At 56.3% G+C, this 18,908-nt stretch carries 10 protein-coding genes and 1 tRNA gene; 6 read left to right on the plus strand and 5 right to left on the minus strand.

Translation table 11 applies throughout. The features are described from left to right. The first annotated feature begins 44 nt into the window (after positions 1 to 44). Both RUDLU_RS0121935 and RUDLU_RS0121940 read left to right on the plus strand, forming a co-directional pair. A tRNA-Glu gene (locus RUDLU_RS0121935) sits at positions 45 to 116 on the plus strand. Positions 117 to 434: 318 nt separating this feature from the next. Continuing rightward, positions 435 to 2,702: an aconitate hydratase gene (locus RUDLU_RS0121940; protein ID WP_019990585.1), complete on the plus strand. Its 2,268-nt coding sequence runs from the start codon at positions 435 to 437 to the stop codon at positions 2,700 to 2,702. Between the two features lie 62 nt (positions 2,703 to 2,764). On the opposite strand, the gene RUDLU_RS28930 is transcribed toward RUDLU_RS0121940, so the two are convergent. Together RUDLU_RS28930 and RUDLU_RS0121950 are read right to left on the minus strand one after the other, a co-directional pair. Then, positions 2,765 to 3,514, minus strand: coding sequence for a response regulator transcription factor (locus RUDLU_RS28930; RefSeq protein ID WP_019990586.1), 750 nt, complete (start codon positions 3,512 to 3,514; stop codon positions 2,765 to 2,767). 5 nt (positions 3,515 to 3,519) lie between these two features. Then, entirely contained in the window at positions 3,520 to 5,217 is a 1,698-nt protein-coding gene (locus tag RUDLU_RS0121950; protein WP_019990587.1) for a sensor histidine kinase, read from the minus strand. A gap of 231 nt (positions 5,218 to 5,448) precedes the next feature. Between RUDLU_RS0121950 and RUDLU_RS28935 the strand changes: the two genes are divergently transcribed. The 4 genes from RUDLU_RS28935 to RUDLU_RS0121970 all read left to right on the plus strand — a co-directional run bounded on the left by RUDLU_RS28935 (position 5,449) and on the right by RUDLU_RS0121970 (position 16,040). Then, positions 5,449 to 6,582 carry a hypothetical protein gene (locus tag RUDLU_RS28935; protein ID WP_019990588.1) on the plus strand — a complete coding sequence of 378 codons (1,134 nt, stop codon included), beginning with the start codon at positions 5,449 to 5,451 and terminating at the stop codon, positions 6,580 to 6,582. 24 nt (positions 6,583 to 6,606) lie between these two features. After that, a complete protein-coding gene (locus RUDLU_RS0121960) occupies positions 6,607 to 7,614 on the plus strand; it encodes a right-handed parallel beta-helix repeat-containing protein (RefSeq protein ID WP_019990589.1) in 1,008 nt (335 codons plus the stop codon). Between the two features lie 7 nt (positions 7,615 to 7,621). After that, on the plus strand, positions 7,622 to 8,608 hold the full coding sequence (locus RUDLU_RS0121965; protein WP_019990590.1) for a hypothetical protein: 987 nt from the start codon (positions 7,622 to 7,624) through the stop codon (positions 8,606 to 8,608). Between the two features lie 340 nt (positions 8,609 to 8,948). Continuing rightward, complete coding sequence (locus RUDLU_RS0121970; protein ID WP_083940621.1) at positions 8,949 to 16,040, plus strand: fibronectin type III domain-containing protein; 7,092 nt, start codon at positions 8,949 to 8,951, stop codon at positions 16,038 to 16,040. A gap of 32 nt (positions 16,041 to 16,072) precedes the next feature. Here RUDLU_RS0121970 and RUDLU_RS0121975 read toward each other — a convergent pair whose 3' ends face one another. The 3 genes from RUDLU_RS0121975 to RUDLU_RS27965 all read right to left on the minus strand — a co-directional run bounded on the left by RUDLU_RS0121975 (position 16,073) and on the right by RUDLU_RS27965 (position 18,869). Next, positions 16,073 to 16,903: an HNH endonuclease family protein gene (locus tag RUDLU_RS0121975; protein WP_019990592.1), complete on the minus strand. Its 831-nt coding sequence runs from the start codon at positions 16,901 to 16,903 to the stop codon at positions 16,073 to 16,075. Next, a complete protein-coding gene (locus RUDLU_RS0121980) occupies positions 16,900 to 18,267 on the minus strand; it encodes an AAA family ATPase (RefSeq protein WP_019990593.1) in 1,368 nt (455 codons plus the stop codon). Before RUDLU_RS0121980 ends, RUDLU_RS0121975 begins: the two co-directional genes overlap by 4 nt. Positions 18,268 to 18,650: 383 nt before the next feature. Next, positions 18,651 to 18,869: a hypothetical protein gene (locus RUDLU_RS27965; RefSeq protein WP_019990594.1), complete on the minus strand. Its 219-nt coding sequence runs from the start codon at positions 18,867 to 18,869 to the stop codon at positions 18,651 to 18,653. Positions 18,870 to 18,908: the final 39 nt, after the last annotated feature.

Raw genomic sequence — 18,908 nt, forward strand, 5'->3', positions numbered from 1 at the left:
AGTCGCAGAGAAATCTGAAACACGTCAGGTCTGGTTCTTCAGACGGCCGATTCGTCTAGCGGTTAGGACATCGCCCTTTCACGGCGGTAACACGGGTTCGATTCCCGTATCGGTCACAACCAAGTGAAAAGCCCCTCCGAAAGAGGGGCTTTTTCGTGTTCAACCATTTCGTCTGGTGGTTAGCAAATTGCTCTTTCACGGCGGTAAGACGGCCGGGAGCGCGTTCGCTTTCGATTCCCGTATCGGTCACAACCAGGTGAAAAGCCCCTGCGAAAGAGGGGCTTTTTCGTTTTTAAGCGTCTATGGACAAATTGATGCAAAATCCCCTAATTTTGACCCGCAATAAGATGGACCAGAACGGGGAATCAAATCCACTGATTTTCCGGTTCCTTTTATAAATAGGTTGTTTTTATAACTCGTTACCCCTTTTTGCTATGGCTTTTGATGTTGACATGATTCAACGTGTGTACGCCCGCCTTGGCGAACGCGTTGAAGCGGCCCGCCAGGCCGTCGGTCGTCCACTGACCCTGTCTGAGAAAATTTTATATGCCCACCTGTCGGCTGGAAACGCGACGCAGGCCCACGAGCGCGGCAAAGCCTATGTTGACTTTGCTCCCGACCGGGTTGCTATGCAGGATGCTACCGCTCAGATGGCCCTGTTGCAGTTTATGCAGGCTGGCCGGCCAAAGGTTGCGGTACCCTCAACGGTACACTGCGACCACCTGATTCAGGCTGAAGTGGGTGCCGACGTCGATCTGGACGTAGCCAAGAGCAAAAACAAAGAAGTGTACGACTTCCTGTCGTCGATTTCGAATAAATACGGTATCGGTTTCTGGAAGCCCGGCGCGGGTATCATTCACCAGGTGGTGATCGAGAACTACGCGTTTCCGGGTGGTATGATGATCGGTACGGACTCACACACGCCCAATGCCGGTGGTCTGGGAATGATCGCGATTGGTGTGGGTGGTGCCGATGCCTGCGATGTGATGGCGGGCCTGCCCTGGGAGCTGAAAATGCCCAAACTGATTGGCGTTAAATTGACCGGCAAACTGTCGGGCTGGGCGTCGGCCAAAGACGTGATTCTGCGCGTAGCGGGTATCCTGACCGTAAAAGGAGGTACTGGCTGCATTGTGGAGTACTTTGGCGAAGGTGCCGAAAGCCTCTCGGCTACGGGTAAAGGAACCATCTGTAACATGGGTGCTGAAATTGGCGCTACGACGTCGATTTTCGCGTACGATGAGAAGATGGGCGACTACCTCCGTGCTACCAACCGGGCCGATATTGCCGATGCAGCGAGTGCGGTAGCCGCGCATCTGCGTTCGGACGATGAGGTGTATGCCGATCCTGCTACGTATTACGATCAGCTGATCGAGATCGACCTGAACACGCTGGAGCCGCACATCAACGGCCCATTTACGCCCGACCTCGCCTGGCCGCTGTCGAACTTCGCCAAGGCGGTGAAAGAAAATGGCTGGCCCGAGAAACTGGAAGTGGGTCTGATTGGCTCATGCACCAACTCAAGCTACGAAGACATGACCCGGTCGGCCTCAGTAGCGGCTCAGGCGGCAGCCAAGAATCTGAAAACAAAGGCCGAGTTTACCATTACGCCGGGTTCAGAACTGGTTCGGTTTACGGCTGAGCGCGACGGTATCCTGAATACGTTTGAAGGTATCGGTGGGGTAGTACTGGCCAACGCCTGTGGACCCTGCATCGGTCAGTGGGCTCGCCATATGGACGACCCAACCCGTAAGAACTCAATCATCACGTCGTTCAACCGGAACTTCGCCAAGCGGAACGACGGTAACGCCAGCACGCATGCGTTTGTGGCATCGCCCGAAATCGTGACGGCTTTCGCCATTGCCGGCGATCTGACGTTCAACCCCATGACCGACACCCTGACCAACGAAAACGGTGAGCAGGTGATGCTCGACGAGCCGCAGGGTATTGAGCAGCCGATCAAAGGCTATGCCGTTGAAGATGCGGGTTATCAGGCGCCGGCCGAAGATGGCTCGGGTGTGGAGGTGATTGTATCGCCCACGTCGGATCGTCTGCAACTGCTGGCTCCGTTTGCGGCCTGGGAAGGTACCGACCTGAACGGCCTGAAACTGCTCATTAAAGCAAAAGGTAAGTGTACAACCGACCACATTTCGATGGCCGGTCCGTGGTTGAAGTACCGCGGTCACCTCGACAACATTTCGAACAACATGCTCATCGGGGCGGTAAACTTCTACAACGAGAAAACCAACTCGGTGAAGAATCAACTGACGGGTGAGTATGGCGAAGTACCGGCCGTGCAGCGGGCATACAAAGCCGCTGGTGTGGGCTCGGTAGTTGTGGGCGACGAAAACTACGGTGAAGGTTCGTCACGCGAGCACGCGGCTATGGAACCCCGTTTCCTCGGTGTGCGGGCTATTCTGGTACGGTCGTTTGCCCGTATCCACGAAACCAACCTGAAAAAGCAGGGGATGCTGGCTCTGACGTTTGCTAACCCCGCCGACTACGACAAGGTACAGGAAGACGACAGCATCGACATCCTCGGCCTGACAACCTTCGCGCCGGGTGTACCGCTGACGGTTCGGTTGACTCACGCGGATGGTTCGGTTGACGAGTTCGCGGTAAACCATACCTACAACGAAGGTCAGATCGAGTGGTTTAAGGCAGGTGCTGCCCTGAATATCATTCGGATGAAGCAGGGTGCGTAAGTCGCATCCCGTATAGATAGACAAAAAACTCGCTCTTCGGGGCGAGTTTTTTTGTTTTCGGTCTACCGGGTCCGAACCACCATAAGCTGGTCGAGTAGCGCTTTGCGGGTGCCTGCCGGTAAACTGACGGCATGAGGGCCAAGCTGAATCTGGTACTCGTCGATGCGTTGGATGTTCGATAAATTGACCAGCATAGACTTGGAAAGCCGGTAAAACAGGGTGGGCGATAGATGCTTTTCCCAGTATTTCAAATTTCCGGTCAGCACTAGCGGTTCGTCGGGTTTCCGGGCCGGGTTTAGTTGGTTCAGGGTGCTATTGTTCAGATAAAGCAGGGTATAACTCCGGGCTGCTTCCAGGTAAAAAATGTCGGGCTGGGCAACGCGCACAAAGCCATAATCGGTAGGCAGATAAATGGGGCCGTCGTGCGGATTTGGGCGGATTCGAAGGGGATTATCGAGGGCGAGCTCAACCTGTTGCAGCACCTCCCTGATGCGCAACGGTTTGTTCAGAAAAGCGGCTGGCCCGGTTGCTTTTGCCCGTTCAAAGGTGGCATCGTCGGTAGAGCCGGTCAGGTAAATAATGGTGGAGCCCCACTGACGCTGGAGTACGCGCGCAGCGGCAATCCCGTCGGTACGGTTGGCAAGGTGAATATCAACAATCGCTAAAGCAATCGGAGAACGTTCGATATAGCGCAACACGTCGTCGTAGGTGCGGGCAATACCAGCCACCGTTCGGCCGGCGGTGCGGAGGCTCTCTTCCAGGGCAACGGCAATGGCCAGATCATCTTCAACAATCAAAACAGAATCAGGCATAGGGTTCAGGCGTTTCCGGGAATAGATAAATCAAAGGTAAGGCCGGGCGGTTGGCTAAAGCTCGCTTCGGCCCATAATTGCTCGGTTTGCAGGGCAATCAACCGCATCCCAAACCCCTTCCGGGAGGTGTCGGGGCGAATACCCGGCCCGTTGTCCTGCACGCGTAACCGAATACGGTTGTTCTCTGGCCAGCACCGAATAGTGAGGCTTGGATGCGGGTGGTTTGGAAACGCGTATTTGCAGGCATTGGTCACTAACTCGTTTAGGATCAGTACAACCGGGAGTATCTGTTCGACCGAGATAGGCACCGGCTCAACCTGACAGGTAACGGCAACGGCCTTGGGACTGTAGCTGCGCAGAATCATCTGGACAATCTCAGGCACAATATCGGGTAGCCCCTGCGCATGTTGCCCAGTCGCCTGGCTCAGTTTTCGATTCAGCAGGGTCATGGACTGAATACGAATCTGACTCTCTTCGACCGCCCGTTTGGCATCTTCGTCGGTCAGCTGACTCGCCTGTAGGCTCAACAAGCCCGATATGGCTTGCAAGTGATTCTTGGTGCGGTGGCTTTGTTCGGCCAGTAACTGCTCATTTTGTTGTCGGGTACGCTTGTTTTGCTGCCAAAGGCGGTAGAAAAAGGCACTGGCAAGTAAAACCACGGCCGAGAACCCCAGGGCCCCATAGGTGTAATTTTGTTGGGCGGTTAGTACCGCTTTGTTAATCTTCAGTTCGGCTTCGCGTTGCTGGAGAAGCTTGTCGCGCCGACTGGTTTCGTACCCCACATTTAGTTGGGCAATTACAGCTCGTTGTTCCCTCGTCAGCTGGCGTTTTTGCAATGAATCCGCCATGCGGAGCCGTTGGTATGCCTGCGGCCATTGCCGGGTGGCCTCGTACCATTTTACCCATGCGTAGTGTCCGTCTATGATTAGTCTAAGGTTTGCGTCATTGATTTGGCGAAGCAGACTATCGGCTTTCTCAAGGTATTCATAGGCTTTCCTCCGATTGTTCACTGCCAGAAAGGCAGTACTTAATTTGTAATGAAGTCTGGTGATTGAAACCCCTTGTCCTGACGTTAAGTACGCACGCAATGCATACTCAAGCAAGTCTACTGCCTTAGCCGGATCGGAGTCCAGTAATAGTTCAGCCCAGGTATTGCGGATGCCCGCAATATCAATTGTCTTTCCGATTTTCAGGGCTATTGCCTCGGCCTGTTGCAGGTACCGGGCTGCACTGTCGAGGCCTGTTTTTTTGCGGGCAGTCGGTGTATCGAGGCCGTTTTGGGCTCGTTCAAGGTGGAGGGTTCCCAGCATCCAGTAGGCACTCATCAGGCTATGGGGGTGCTTGAGCTGGCGGCTGTTGGCGAGGGCACGGTTGGCATACACAAACGCTTCGGGGAAGTTGCCCATTACGGACTCATCGCCCGAGAGTTGGATAAGCACTTTGTTTAGTTGGACTGAAGGACCCCGTTTTTCCCAGATTCGCAGTGCATAGAGCAACCAGTTTCGTCCGCCTACATAATCGTTGGATGTCCACGTGTGTTTCCCAATGATGTAGGCGGCTTCGGCCATTGCCAGCGTATCGCGCCGTTGGGCTGCCGCCCGAAAGTCGGCACGCGCTCCAGGCAGTTTAGGATGCTGCGGAGGTTGAGCCAGCCCCCGAACCGAGGAGCAAATGAGTAGGATAGTGAGCCAAAAAGAGCGCATAAGTCACGGTGGGATTACATACAAACTTATGTGTTAGACAAGCCTGGTGCAAACCTGATATGGTTTGGTGGAGAAAAAGCCCGGGTTCATAGAGTAACCGGAGGGTATGTTGTATCGGTGCCGTATGCTTGTGGGCTAAGAGCCAGTTGTTGGCTTGAGCGCACGCAGGTTGTAAGCCCTAATCCGGCACTTCATTATCTATTCGGTTCACTACCCAGTCTGGCTTGTTCTATGAAAATTGTCTATCTGATTATCGTGTTTGTTTTAACGGCTTACGCAAAGGCCAATGCGCAGGAGGTACTCTCCAACGGGAGTGTGATTGCACTCAATACGGCCAAGGTGTCACGTAAACTGATTGAGGAAAAAATTAACCGCAGTACCACGCGCTTTGATGTGAGTATCAATGGGTTGCTTGCGCTGAAAACGGCTAAAGTGCCTGAGCCCCTGGTTGAGTTGATGCTATCGCTGACTCAGTCTACGGACATCATCCAGAACAAAGACATTATCGAGTTGCACCGCGCCGGGTATGGCCGGAAGCTCATTGTTCAGAAAATTCAGGCCAGCCGGTCGGCGTTTGATACCTCCACCGACGGCATGATTGAGCTGAAAACGGCCAAACTGCCCGATGCCCTGATTGAAGCCATGATGGTGGGAGGAGCCCCCCAATCTGCCCCCTCGGCCAAGCCGGTTGTAGCCAGTGCCAAAACCGATACCCCCGCCAGCTCTACGAAGGCGGCCACCAAATCGCCCACGCAAACCACGCCCTTCAAAGACCCGCTGTACGCTAATCAAAGTAGCAAGGAGGCTGCCGCTCGTACGAAGACATCGGACGGTAAAACCGTTTTGCCAACCCAGTGCAACGCGTGGTTCGACAAGTTTACCAAGAAGAACGTAAAGGCCTCCCAGGCAACCCTGCGCGGGTCCAAATTGGGGGCAAAAATCATTGTGGGTGTACTCACGGGTGGCAATCCCGGTGATGTAGGCATCGAAGATCTGGAAGTTGACCTGATTTTTCGACGGGATGGCAGCGACCTATCGCTTGTCTTGTACGCCCGAAAACCGGGTTTAAACCTACTGGTTGTGGACAGTGACAAGCCCCTGATGTTTTTGATGCAGGATGAATCGGTGATGCAGTTTATGCCCGCCGAAAACTCCGAGAGCAGCTTTGACTGGGGTGGGGGCGGCTCCTATGAAACCGACCTGCTGATGTATTACAAACTAACCCCGCAGCAAGCGCAAACGCTTTCGAAGAAGCTCATCAAAGGCTACCGGCTCAACCTGTATAACCGAAAGTTTGTGGAAGACTCGGTCAATGAAAAACGGGCCATTCAGGTAACCATGTCCGCAGCGTGTGTGCTGAACTAATTCGTACAAACCAATCACCAACACATGAAAACCACTCTACTTATCCTCGGCCTGATGCTGGCTACCACCTTCACGTTTGCCCAGAACGTGATTCGGGTGCAAAATGGACAGAGCCTCCAGACTATTATCGACGACCCTGCCTTTGTAGCCGGCTCGGTGTTGCTGCTTGACCCCGGTTCTTACGGTAGCGTTATCGTCCGAAAGCGGGTTAGTATCATTGGGAGTGGGTACTTCAACGGGACAAACGAAGCCCAGTTAGATGACGTTACGTTTGCCAGCAATAACCTGACGGCTTCAGATGGATCGTTGATTACGGGTTGCTCAATGCGCACAATTACGATCAGCAGAAGCAATATAACCGTGCAGAGATGCCGGTTTTACCCTAACTCATCTACTGATGATATTAATATTGGTGCCATTGATAATGCCAGACTGGTTCAGTGCTTCATTGATGGAAACGTCGTCATCAGTGGTGACGCAACCAACTTTCTGATTAAAAACTGTATTATCAACGGAGCGATATATACACGTAATTCTTCGGTTAGGTACACAGGAGTTATCGCCCATAATACAATGACGTATGCGGCCTGTGATGTGATTTCGCTGGGTACCACAAACGTCAATGTCACAGTAGCCAATAATATCCTCATCACGCCAGCTACCTGTAATAATGCCAACGCCGGGCAGAATTACCGGACGGATATGTTTGCCTCATTCAACAACAACATTGTTCGGTTGGGCAATTACCAAAGTACCAATCCGAGCAACGTTTTTCTGAATGTTGCCAACATGGCAGGTACATTGTTTACGCCCGCCGGAACATCGCTGGAAGGGCAATACATGCTCTCGGCCAGCTCGCCGGCCAGAGGTGCAGGCGAAGGTGGCACCGATTGCGGAGCGTTTGGTGGGGCAGATCCCTACGTGCTGACCGGTTCGCCCGTTGGGCCCGTAATTCAGGATTTGCAGGTGCCAGCTACCGCCCGGCAAAATGAAACCATTCAGATTCGGCTGCGGGCCAAAATCCAAAACTGACCCTCGCATGAAAAGCTGGATTCTTATTGCGGGCTTATGCCTGTTGGCGGGTGCATTGCAGGCTAAAAACGGGGTATTGCATCAGGCAGTTAGTACAACACTGGTTGCGGCTGAGTACTTCTGGAACACCGATCCTGGTGTTGGAGCGGCTACTGCCCTGAGCTTACCACCGGGGGTACATGTAGATGCATTGCTTTCCATACCGACTGGAACGTTGCCGCAGGGGGCTAATTTTCTGGGTGTTCGGGTGCGGGCTGCCAATGGGCAATGGTCGCCGACCCGCCTGAATATGGTCTATATGCATGCCCCTGGCACCTCAGGTGATCAAACGGTGCTCACCGCCATTGAATACTTTATCAATACCGATCAGGGCCTGGGCAACAATACCATCCTGCCCATATCGCCCACGTCGGGCAGTACACCGGTTGTGGTGAGTGTTCCGTTGCCCGCTACGCTCGCTGTGGGCACGCATCAGATCGGGGTACGAACCCGCACAGGGCGCGGGCAATGGTCGCAAACCATGCTGAGTCCTTTAGTCATTTTTGCCGGACAGACCGCCAACGCCATCAGCCGCGTCGAGTATTTTATCGATACTGACCCCGGCTATGGGCAGGCTACTGCCTTGCCGTTTACACCGGCCAATGGGCAGGATGTAGCCGTAACAGGCAGCACCAGTCTGAGCGCGTTGGGTAGCTACAGTTTCTTTTTCCGCGCCCGCGATACCAACAACCGTTGGTCGGCACTTTACTACGTCCCGGTTAATAGTACGCTGACGGGGTGTCTGGTGCAGCAAACCCTCCGTTCGGGCAACTGGAACGACCCCACCATATGGTCGTGCGGCTCGGTACCAACCGGTACGCAGGATGTACTGATCAAAACAGGGCATACGATTACGGTGCTGAGCCCGATGGGGCGGCAGGTGTGCCGAAATCTGCGGTTTGAAACGGGCGGGAAGTTGATGAACGGGGGAGTTTTGGGGCTTGGGCAGCCCTGAATGTGCGGGTATTTTTTGAACCGATGATAATGTAACCGGTTAGCCTGTTCTTATCTTCGGAAAGTCTCGATTAAGCTGTGTAATTTTTAAATCTCTTTTCAACAAAAAAAGCCGAACCAACGCACTGGTTCGGCTTTCGTATTAGTAAGTCTTCAATTGTAAATATACATCCCCACGGAGAGTGTTTAGTCTATTAGATTATGGATTAAGTGGTTGATAATCACGGGCATGATTTTTGTCACTTTTCCAGAAACTTCTTGACTTGCTTGTAGGAGAAGCAATCATTTCAAGTGTAGTTTTAGCTGCCTGTTCATCTGTATATATACAAGCTGCTACCACTATGAATAGACTATACTACCGACAACTGTACTATTTCTTGATTTGCGTTGGTTTGTGGCTGCCTGCTCAGGCGCAACGTAACAAGGCCACTCGGCCAACATTGACCTGTACTGTGCCCGAGCTGACGCCCGAGCAGCGTAAGGCCCTGGAGAGCGAAGCTGCGTTTGCCCTGCAACTTAAACGGGCCAGGGGGACCAAAGCGACGGGTATCACCTACATCCCGATTCGGCCGCATATTCTGCGGAGCAGCACGGGTACGGGTGGCTTATCCCTCGACCGGCTAAATAATATTTTGGCCCGCGCCAACCGGTATTATTTGGTCAACGGTAATGGCCTCCAATTTTATTTCTGCGGAACGACCCCCGACTATATCGACAATGGCACGCTTTTTTCCAACTACGCGATTGCCAATGAGAGTACGCTGACGAGCGGGCGCGACGTGAACAACGCGCTGAATATGTACTTCGTGAATACCACGAATGAGGGTTTTTCCGGGTACGCCTATTATCCATCCAATACCGTGCAGAGCACCCGGGCGATTATCGTCGGGTCACTAACCGATGCGCAACTGGGCGACCGGACGGTGCCGCACGAGTTGGGTCATAATTTCAATCTGGTTCATACGCACGGGACGGGCAACTCGTCTAACGAGCTGGTGACGCGCGGGGCCGGGGCCAACTGTACCACCGAAGGCGATTTTTTGTGCGACACCCCCGCTGACCCGTATGGGCGGCCCGGCCATTCAACCGTGTTTGGTCCCGACGGCTGCCTGGTGTACAATGGTACAGCGACCGACGCGAATGGGGCCACCTACACCCCGCCCATGAACAACCTGATGTCGTACTATGACCCTTGCCGGTATGAGTTTACAGCAGGGCAATACGCCCGGATAGACGCGGGGTTGGCTCTTCGGCAGACACACACAGCCTACACGTTGACCTGCGCGCCTACGGTTGTGAGTGCCCCAACAAACCTGCTGGCTTCCAATATTCCAACGGGCGTAGTACTTACCTGGACCGATAACGGCACCAACGAGATGGGGTACTTTATTGAGCGGGCCACCTCAGCTGCGGGGCCGTTTATGCCAATTGGCGGTGTGGGACCCAACACCACTACCTATACCGATCCCAATCCGCCGTCGAATACGCTGGTGTATTACCGCGTTCGGCCGTCAAACAGCACTACGGGCGGAATTAGTACGGCCGCCAGTATTCAGACACTGGCCTGCCGCCCAACCTTTAGTGTGGGATGTGTAGAAGATGATGGACTCAATCGGTTGGTAGTCAACTCGGTGCAGTTGAGCCAGAATACCGGCTGTGCCAGTGGCGCTACGGGGTATAGCCAGTACACCACCGTAACTACCAGCCTGACGCCGGGAACGGCCTTTGCCGTATCGGGAACTCTCATCGGCAGCAGTTTTCCAGAGGGAGTCAGTATCTGGCTCGACCTCAACCGGAACGGTGTATTCGACGATGCCGGGGAGCGCCTGTATGCTACCCCCAGCCTGGTACTGGGTAGCTTTTCGGGGAGCTTGACGGTTCCGGCGAGTGTGACGGCCGGCCCCATGGCGATGCGGGTAATTGTGGCTTACAACACGACCCCCGCCGACCCCTGCGGTAGTTACGAATTTGGCGAAGCCGAAGATTATCAGATCAATATCGTGGTGCCTTCGGGTTGTGATCCGCTCGAACCCAATGATACCTACCAAACGGCTACCCCGTTGACGGATGGAGCCAACTACGTAAGTCCGCCCATCTGCCTGAACTCCGGTACAGATGGGGACTGGTTCCGCTGGCGAACGGCCGGGGGCGGGCAGACCTATTACATACGGGTGCGGCCCGCCAACAACACAACATCGGGGCCATATGCGCTTTCGGTGACGGTATCGGGTAGTCTGCTGACTGTGTCGACAGGCCCGACAACAAGTGGGCAGTCGACAGATACGTATCTGGAGCTGTACGCAGCCGATGGCAGTACGTTGCTGGTACAAAACGATGACTATACGGGTGCCTTTTCGCAGCTGGTGTACGCCTTCACCGGCCCACAGCCCTGCCAGCCGCCCCAATACCGTTTCCTGAATACGATAAGCAACACCTCCGCTGAGGTTGGCTGGACGGCCATACCGGGTTTACAATATCAGATTCGGCATCGGCCCGTGGGAAGTGCCATCTGGATTACGTCGGCCCCGGTATCAACGTCGGCTTATTCGATGACCGGCCTCACCACCGGAACAACCTATGAATGGCAAATCCAGACAGTTTGCTCGGCGACGAGTGTATCGGGCTACATGGCCTCCCTAACGTTTGTGACGGGGTGCTACGCGCCGGTGAGCCAGGGTGTCACGTATCGGGCTTCCACCTCGGCGTTGCTATTTTGGGAGAACAAAGGCAACGGCCTACAGTACGAACTGAACTACCGGGTGGTGGGAGCGGCCAACTGGACATCGGTGAGTAGCCTGACGGCCCCGGCCCATCTGCTCACGGGGTTGACCAACAACACGGCCTACGAGTTTCGGGTCCGAACGCTCTGCGGAGCCGCCGGTACGTCGGGCTACTCGACGCCTACCTCGTTTACCACACTCTGCGCGGAGCCGCAAGGCCTACAGGGCAACGGCAATGCGCAAAGCGGAACACAGGCGGTGGTAAGCTGGATGGGGGTGGTCGATGGGCAAACCCGGTACGAAGTGCGCTACCGGCCAGTGGGCTCGGCTACGTACGTTACCTGGCCCGCGTCGGTGACCGCAACCTCGCTGAGTCTGAGCGGTCTGGTACCTAATACGACCTACGAATTTGGCGTGCGTACCCTGTGCAGCGATGGACAAAACTCGCCCTTCACCGCTCCGGCTACGTTTACAACAACAGCCTGTCAGATGCCTTTCAGCCTGTTTGCCGACTTACTTAATTTACAGGGGGCTCGCCTGAACTGGAGCACGCTGGAACCGGGCATGACCTATTTTGTGCGGTACCGTGAAACGGGCTCCTCCAACTGGCTCACGCCCACGCCCGCATCGACCTCGGCAACATCGTACTCGTTGGGTGGGCTCATGCCGGGCGTCACGTACGAGTGGCAGGTGTACACGGGTTGTGCGGGGGCGGTGAGTTCAAGCATAGCCACAGGAAGTCCGTTTACAACCCTTGCCTGCCCGGCTCCGGCTAACCTCGCGTTGAGCAATCTGGGCAGCACGTCGGTCACGCTCGGCTGGACGATGAGTCAGACGGGCGCCCCTGTACAGGTGCAGTGGCGTGTAGCCGGTACGTCGGTCTGGAGCAGTGCGACCACCGTGGCCGGGGCTACCAACTATCTTTTAACCGGCTTAAGCGGGCAAACCAGTTACGAGTGGCGCATTCAAACGCTTTGCTCGGCAGTGTACGGCTCCGTTTGGGTGGCAGGCGCTTCGTTTACCACTACCGACCCAGTCTGCCGACCGACATACCTGAACGGCTGCGCGGCCGGTGATGCCCTCGTCTCATTTGCGCTCAACAGTGAAGTCCTCAGCCTGAATACGGGGTGCAGCCCCGGTGGCTTTGCCTTCTACAACAGCCCGAATACGTTTGTGGCGCCCGGTGCGCAGGTGCCTATTAGCGGTACGTTTGCCTCCAGTTTTAGCGAGGGCGTGACGGTGTTTGCCGATTTGAACCGGGATGGGGTCTTCGGCGCGTCGGAAAAGCTGTACCAGACCGAATTTACGGTCATGGATCAGTTTGCCGGCTTCATGACCATACCGGTCGGCACAGCCAACGGACCCCTCCGAATTCGGGTGCTGGTGGTGTATGGCATAGCCAACCCCAACGACCCCTGCGGGGCGTACGATGAAGGCGAAACCGAAGACTACGTGATTACCGTTGGAGTGCCCGCAACGTACAGCCCGCGCACTCAGAACATAACCCGCAACGAGGCTCTGCTGCGCTGGAACCTGCTCACACAGGGGCTTTCATACGAGGTGCAGTGGCGACCCGTGGGCGGCTCAACCTGGAGTACCGTAGCCGCTGGGACGGCAACTACCCTGAGCCTGACCGGGCTTGCCGCCGGTACGGCTTACGAGTGGCAGATGCGACCCGTAGGAACCGCCAGCTGGAATGGCCCGGTCAGCTTTACTACCGTGGGCTGTAACCCGCCAGCTACGTATTCGGCGGGGTCCATTACCCCCAACTGGGCCACGGTAAACTGGCAAGCCGGATCGGTGAACCCCTCGGGTACGCTTTTCGATGTGCGGTTCCGGGCCGTCTCCGAAGCCAACTGGTCGACGGTGTTGGGGGCAACGGGTACGGCACAATCGCTCACGGGTTTGAACCCGAGTACGACCTACGCCTGGGAAGTACGCAGCGTGTGTACACCAGGTGAGTCGTCGACCTACACGCCCGGCCCGTCGTTTACAACGCTGGCGTGCCCCGTACCAACGGCCCTCAATGCCAACGCTGGGTTAACAACAGCGGCTCTCAGCTGGCAAGGCCCTTCGACCACACCGTATGAAGTGCAATGGCAGGAGCAGGCTAACCCTACGAGCTGGAACTCGCTGACCGTAACCACCCGCTCGGCGTCGCTGACTGGGTTGGTGGTAAACCGCGCATATAATTGGCGGGTACGTACGCTTTGCACCGCTTCCGAAAGCTCTGCATTTACCGCGCCAGCCAGTTTCACCACCCGCTGCGCCGTACCCACAGGCCTCAGCACCGACCAGATCAATGCCTACGCGGCCCGGTTGAACTGGACAGCCACGAGTGCCAGTGCCGTGTACACCATCTCGACGCGCCCGGTGGGCGGCACCTGGACCACCGCCGTAACCGACTGGCCTGCGAGCCCTTTCATACTCACCAATCTGACCAATGCTACCGGCTATGAATGGCGGGTAGAGGCTACGTGTGTGGCTTCGTCGCTCACGGTTTCGTCGGGGGTGAGTAACCCGCAGACATTCACAACCAATTGCCCCACGCCATCGTCGGCCAATGTTTACGTCAGTGGGCTGAGTGCAACCACGGCCCTGGCCAATTGGTCCGGGCAACCCAATGCAGGTTATCAGGCCCAATGGCGACCCACCGGGGGCACCAACTGGATTAGTAGCCCGATTGTGAATGAAGCAACGCTGACGGGGCAGAATTATACCACGCCCCTGGCGAGCTTATCGGCAGGCACCAGCTACGAACTACGGGTTCGGATGGAGTGTCCCAATGGGGTATCCTCGGCGTATTCGGCGGCCATTTTGTTTACCACAAGCCCGGCGGTTGCCTGCACGGCCGTGGCCCCGTCGCTACTTTACAGCGTACCCGGTGCCACGCAGGCAACCCTCTACTGGGGAGGTAGCGCGAGTCCGCAGGCCGAAGTGCGCTGGCGGGCTGCGGGCGAAACCGTCTGGCTGGTGGCTTCACGGCTGACAGGTGGCGGTTCGGTGAGCTACGTTGCCCAAAATCTGTTACCGAACACGGCTTACGAGTGGCAGGCTGGAGGCATGTGTGCCGGGCAGGACGCGGTGTTTAGCCCGGTGCAAACGTTTACCACCCTCAGTTGCGCCATCCCGACCAATCTGGTGGCCTCCTGTGTGCAGGCTACGGGTGCGGTGCTGAGCTGGAACGGCCCGGCCGGAGCCACGTACGAGGTACGCTATCGGATCGGGACCGGAAGCCCCATATCGATTACGGGCCTGACCACGAACACTTACGCCCTCACCGGACTGGTTGCCGGCAACGCGGTGGGGTGGGAGGTTCGGTCGGTTTGTAGTGCCTCGGTCAGTTCGTCGTTTAGCACGCCCGCTTCGGTAACAACGGTTTGTGTAGCTCCGGCGGTCTTATCGGTGGTGCAACTGATGTCGGCCGACTCGTGCGGGTACGCCCGAATTGCCTGGACGGGTTGCGCGGCAGGGTTGGCGCAGTACGAACTGCAATACCGACAGCAGGGAGCCGGTACATGGACGTCGGCGGGGGTAATCAACAGTACCCGGTTTACGCTTGGTGGCCTGTTGCCAAGTACCGCCTACGAGTACCGGATCAATACCGCTTGCGGAGGGGGCAACAGTTCGGCCTACACGGTGGGTTCGTTTACCACAATAGCTTGCGCGTGCGCCCCCATGACCAACAGCAACGGCTTGTCGGCTATCGACATTACCGCTTCAGCGGCTACGCTGCAGTGGTATGCCAATACCCCCAGCAACACGTATCGGGTCCGTTGGAAAGCCGCCGGAGCTACGGTATGGAGCACGTCGGTCGTAACCGGCACCGCCTTCCGGCTCACGGGCCTCGCCGATAATACGACTTACGACTGGCAGATTCAGTATCTGTGCGCGAGTGGTCAATACGCTGAATATTCACCCATCAGCTACTTCCGAACGCTTTGCAATGCGCCCCTTTCGGTGTCTGTAATAACGGTACTGGCCAACTCGGCCGGGCTGAGCTGGAATGGGTTTGGGAGCGGGGTTACGTACTCGGTGCAATACCGTTTGCAAGGCGTAGGTAGCTGGACAACCCTGAGTGGTATCAGCACCGAAACTCTGAGCCTGACGGGCTTGCTGGTGGGTAGCACCTACGAGGCACAGGTAGCGACACAGTGCGTGAGTGGCAGTACCACAGCTTATGGGCCGCCTATCACATTCCAGACCACCTGCGCAGGGCCTGGCTTCCTGCGGGTAGGGGACCTGACTGCTAATACGGCCCCGCTGCAATGGCGTGGTAATGCCGGCGAAACCTACGAGGTACAATGGCGAGCTGTGGGTAGTACAAGCTGGAACACGGTTAGTGTCGGGCCATTGTTAAGTGCGGCCGGTTCGTTTACGCTCATTGCGCTCGACGGCGGTACGGCTTACGAATGGCGGGTGCTGAACAGGTGCGGGGAGGGATACTCGGAATGGGCAGGGCAGCCGCTGACGTTCAGGACGCTTGCGGGTGGCCCCGGCTGCACGGGTCCGCTGACAACGGTCAAAAACGGTGACTGGAACGACCCATCCGTATGGTCGTGCGGGCGGGTGCCGACCTTAGCCGATGCCGTTTTGGTGAACCATGCCGTCGCGGTTCCGGCCGGGTCAACGGCGTTTGCCGGGCGGCTCACCTACGGAACCGGTGCCCGGCTGATGTTTGGCGCCGGGAGCAAGCTTCGGTTGGGGCAATAGGCGGTAGCGGGCTCTTTTGGGTGCCAGTTGGTTTACCAGGCCACGGCTTCGGGAGCCTGCCCAAAAAGGCGGGTTAGTTCGGGAAGGTGGGCGTGCTGACGAACCATCTCCTGCCAGACCGTCTGGTGACTTTCGTCGCGCAGGTTTTGGCGAAGCGTATCGAGGTGGGGCTGTGGCAAGCCCGCATCGCGGTCGTGAATGTACTCGCGCAGCCGGGCCCGGAAATTGGTGTAAGCAAGCCGTCGGGCTTTGATCAGATCGGCCCGGACGTTGAGCCGGAGCAGGTCGATAGTATACACCGCACGTTGGTAGGCCATCGTGACCGGCTCGGCGAGCGGCACAAACTGAAAGCTATTGGTAATGTCGAGAAACAGATAGTCGAGCGGGTTATCAATCCGTGGATTGATGAGCACTTCCGGGCCGGGCGGGGGCGGCACCAGTTGAATCGCCTGCCCGGCCCGAGTGTTTGGGTGGGGCGGAATCTCGAAAAAAGCGCCTTGCGCGTCGGCCCGGAAAACGGCGTACCGGTTGTTTTTGGGGCCGTTGCAGGGGCCACAGGCGTAACAGTAATTGTCCCAGCTAAAGCAACGATCGGGGTAAAGGTCTTTAGGGGCAATGTGCTCCACCTCGTCGGCCACGCTGTCTTCGCAATAATGGCACCGACGCGCCCCCACACACATCTGGGTCAGGTGAGCCTTGACTTCTGTAAACGTCGGGTTGGTACGGGTGTTATACTGCTTGAATCGCTTTTTAGCTTCGGCTACCTGCGCTGTATAAGTCCCTGCATTCAGTACGGCTGCTTGATAACGAGCCAGTTGGGCGCTGGCCTGGCCCGAGAGGGCAGGGGCCGTCAGACGAATCATTCCACGGTTGGCATTTTGGCCCGGAGGGCGTAGAGTTCCTGCCGCTCCGACTCCGAAATTGTGCCTTTGAACGACTTCATGTTAAGGTGCGCGACACGAGCGCCCATGGCTTGTCCCCGCTCGGATTGGCTTACTTCGTTCCCAAAAATTTCGGTGCCGAACGCATCAAGCACAGTACCGTAAATGAGCCGGTCGCGTTCCTGTCCGGTTACCTCGCCTGAGGGTTCGGGGCTGCCGGGAGCGGCCAATCGCCAGATACTACCCCGTTCGCAGGCCCGGCAGATGAGGGGGCTGTGGGTGGTCACGATAAACTGAATGCGTGGGAAACACCGCAGAAACCAGTCGCCAATTCGGGTTTGCCAGGTTGGGTGCAGGTGGGTGTCAATCTCGTCGATCAAGACCACACCCGGTACATCGATGTTCATCAGGCCCGCCCGTACGTTGGCAAACACGGTATCGGGGCCATACGCCCGAATTAGTTGCTGGATTAGCTCAAAAATGAGACTGAGCATGGAGCGGTAACCGTCCGACAGTTGCAGGGCCGTAATGTGGTTGCCGTTGGCGTCGCGAAAGTAAACACCGCTCAACTCGACCCGGTCGATGGTGGTGCCGTGCGGAAGAAGACCCGCTTCGTTGACAAACGTTTTCAGGTCCCCAATCACCGAGGTTTGCGGTATTGTCGGGTCTGTTACAGACGTGCCCGATGATCGGTGTACTTGGGTTTCCAGCTCGCGGGCGTAGGTGTCGCGCAGAAACGTCAGCGCTTCGGTCAGGGCCACGCCTTCGCTGAACACCGACAGGTGCATGCCCAATCGGGGGTTCGACCGAAACACCGACTCAAATTCGGGCGAGCCCCCCGAAAATCGGCGGTACGGTCCATATGCGGCCGAAAACCAGGCCGGGTACCCACTCGATAAGGAGCCGGGCACGGGGTTGTTTGCACTCAGAAACGACGAATAGGTGCGGTATTCGGGGGCGCCCGACGGCGCGTTGCGGAAGTAGCTCGGTCGCCCCCGAAAAACCACCTGCGAAAGTAGGGCGGGGGTCTGTAAACCCTCGTTTTCACGGGCAAACGTAATCCGGCTCTCGACCGGGTCGGCTGCACCGTCGAACGATTCGTCGGGCTGTACAACGGCCTCGATGCTACCGGTTGTAGCCTGTTGGCTCAGCCAGTCGTTCCAGTTTTGCCGGGCTCCGTTGATATCGTCTACATCGAGCATAACCAAAGCCGCCGACCGCACAATGGTCGATTTACCTGCGCCATTGTCGCCAATGAGCACGTGCCAGCCCGCGGGCTCGGGAAAGTGCATATCGAAATGCCCGATGGAGCGGATGTTATGGAGGGTCAGCTTCTGGATGTACATGATGCCCGAAAGGGTTTAGGCTACCGTTACTTCATCTTTTCCCAGCCAGCTAAACCTGATAGGGATCAATAAGCGACAAACGGGGGATGCCACTGAAATCAGAAAGGTTATGCGTTACAAGCTTCAGGCCATGCATCAGTGCTGTAGCCGCCGGCTTTTACGTAGCTCAATGGTCTGGTGTACAACCTCTGGCGTTAAAGACAGAATGGTTGCGCTTTGCGTGAAAGCTAAATATTGGGCTGAATAAGAAGATTGAAAGCCGAGTATTTCAATCTGTGTGATAACAGGTATAATCGGAATCGCGTCTATAACGGGGTGGAGCCATGTCATACCCGATTCGGGAAGGCGGGCCGTAAGGTAGTCAGAAACAACGTTGCTGTCGATCAGATAGGTCGCTCCCATTCGTTGCGGCTTTGGGCAATGTACCGATTTAAGGCTTCTCCTTCCTCTTTAGGAATACTTCCGGCAAATCGTTCGGAGAGTTTTTGACCTGAAACCGGCTTGGGAGTACGCTGCAACACCTGAATAATACCCAACGCTTCCAGATCCTGTAACAGGTTCAGGCTGTTTTGGTCATGCACTTCAATTAATAGCGTTTCCATGTCTCAAATTGGTTCGGTCAAAGGTAAAAAAACTGCCTG

The organism is Rudanella lutea DSM 19387, from assembly GCF_000383955.1.
GTDB classification, from domain to species: domain Bacteria; phylum Bacteroidota; class Bacteroidia; order Cytophagales; family Spirosomataceae; genus Rudanella; species Rudanella lutea.

Bases quoted from the DNA above. Each gene is read 5' to 3' on its own strand.
- RUDLU_RS0121940 (WP_019990585.1), top strand. From the start codon at position 435: ATGGCTTTTGATGTTGACATGATTCAACGTGTGTACGCCCGCCTTGGC.
- RUDLU_RS0121965 (WP_019990590.1), top strand. From the start codon at position 7,622: ATGAAAAGCTGGATTCTTATTGCGGGCTTATGCCTGTTGGCGGGTGCA.
- RUDLU_RS0121950 (WP_019990587.1), bottom strand. From the start codon at position 5,217: ATGCGCTCTTTTTGGCTCACTATCCTACTCATTTGCTCCTCGGTTCGG.
- RUDLU_RS0121970 (WP_083940621.1), top strand. From the start codon at position 8,949: ATGAATAGACTATACTACCGACAACTGTACTATTTCTTGATTTGCGTT.
- RUDLU_RS28930 (WP_019990586.1), bottom strand. From the start codon at position 3,514: ATGCCTGATTCTGTTTTGATTGTTGAAGATGATCTGGCCATTGCCGTT.
- RUDLU_RS0121975 (WP_019990592.1), bottom strand. From the start codon at position 16,903: ATGATTCGTCTGACGGCCCCTGCCCTCTCGGGCCAGGCCAGCGCCCAA.
- RUDLU_RS0121980 (WP_019990593.1), bottom strand. From the start codon at position 18,267: ATGTACATCCAGAAGCTGACCCTCCATAACATCCGCTCCATCGGGCAT.
- RUDLU_RS27965 (WP_019990594.1), bottom strand. From the start codon at position 18,869: ATGGAAACGCTATTAATTGAAGTGCATGACCAAAACAGCCTGAACCTG.
- RUDLU_RS28935 (WP_019990588.1), top strand. From the start codon at position 5,449: ATGAAAATTGTCTATCTGATTATCGTGTTTGTTTTAACGGCTTACGCA.
- RUDLU_RS0121960 (WP_019990589.1), top strand. From the start codon at position 6,607: ATGAAAACCACTCTACTTATCCTCGGCCTGATGCTGGCTACCACCTTC.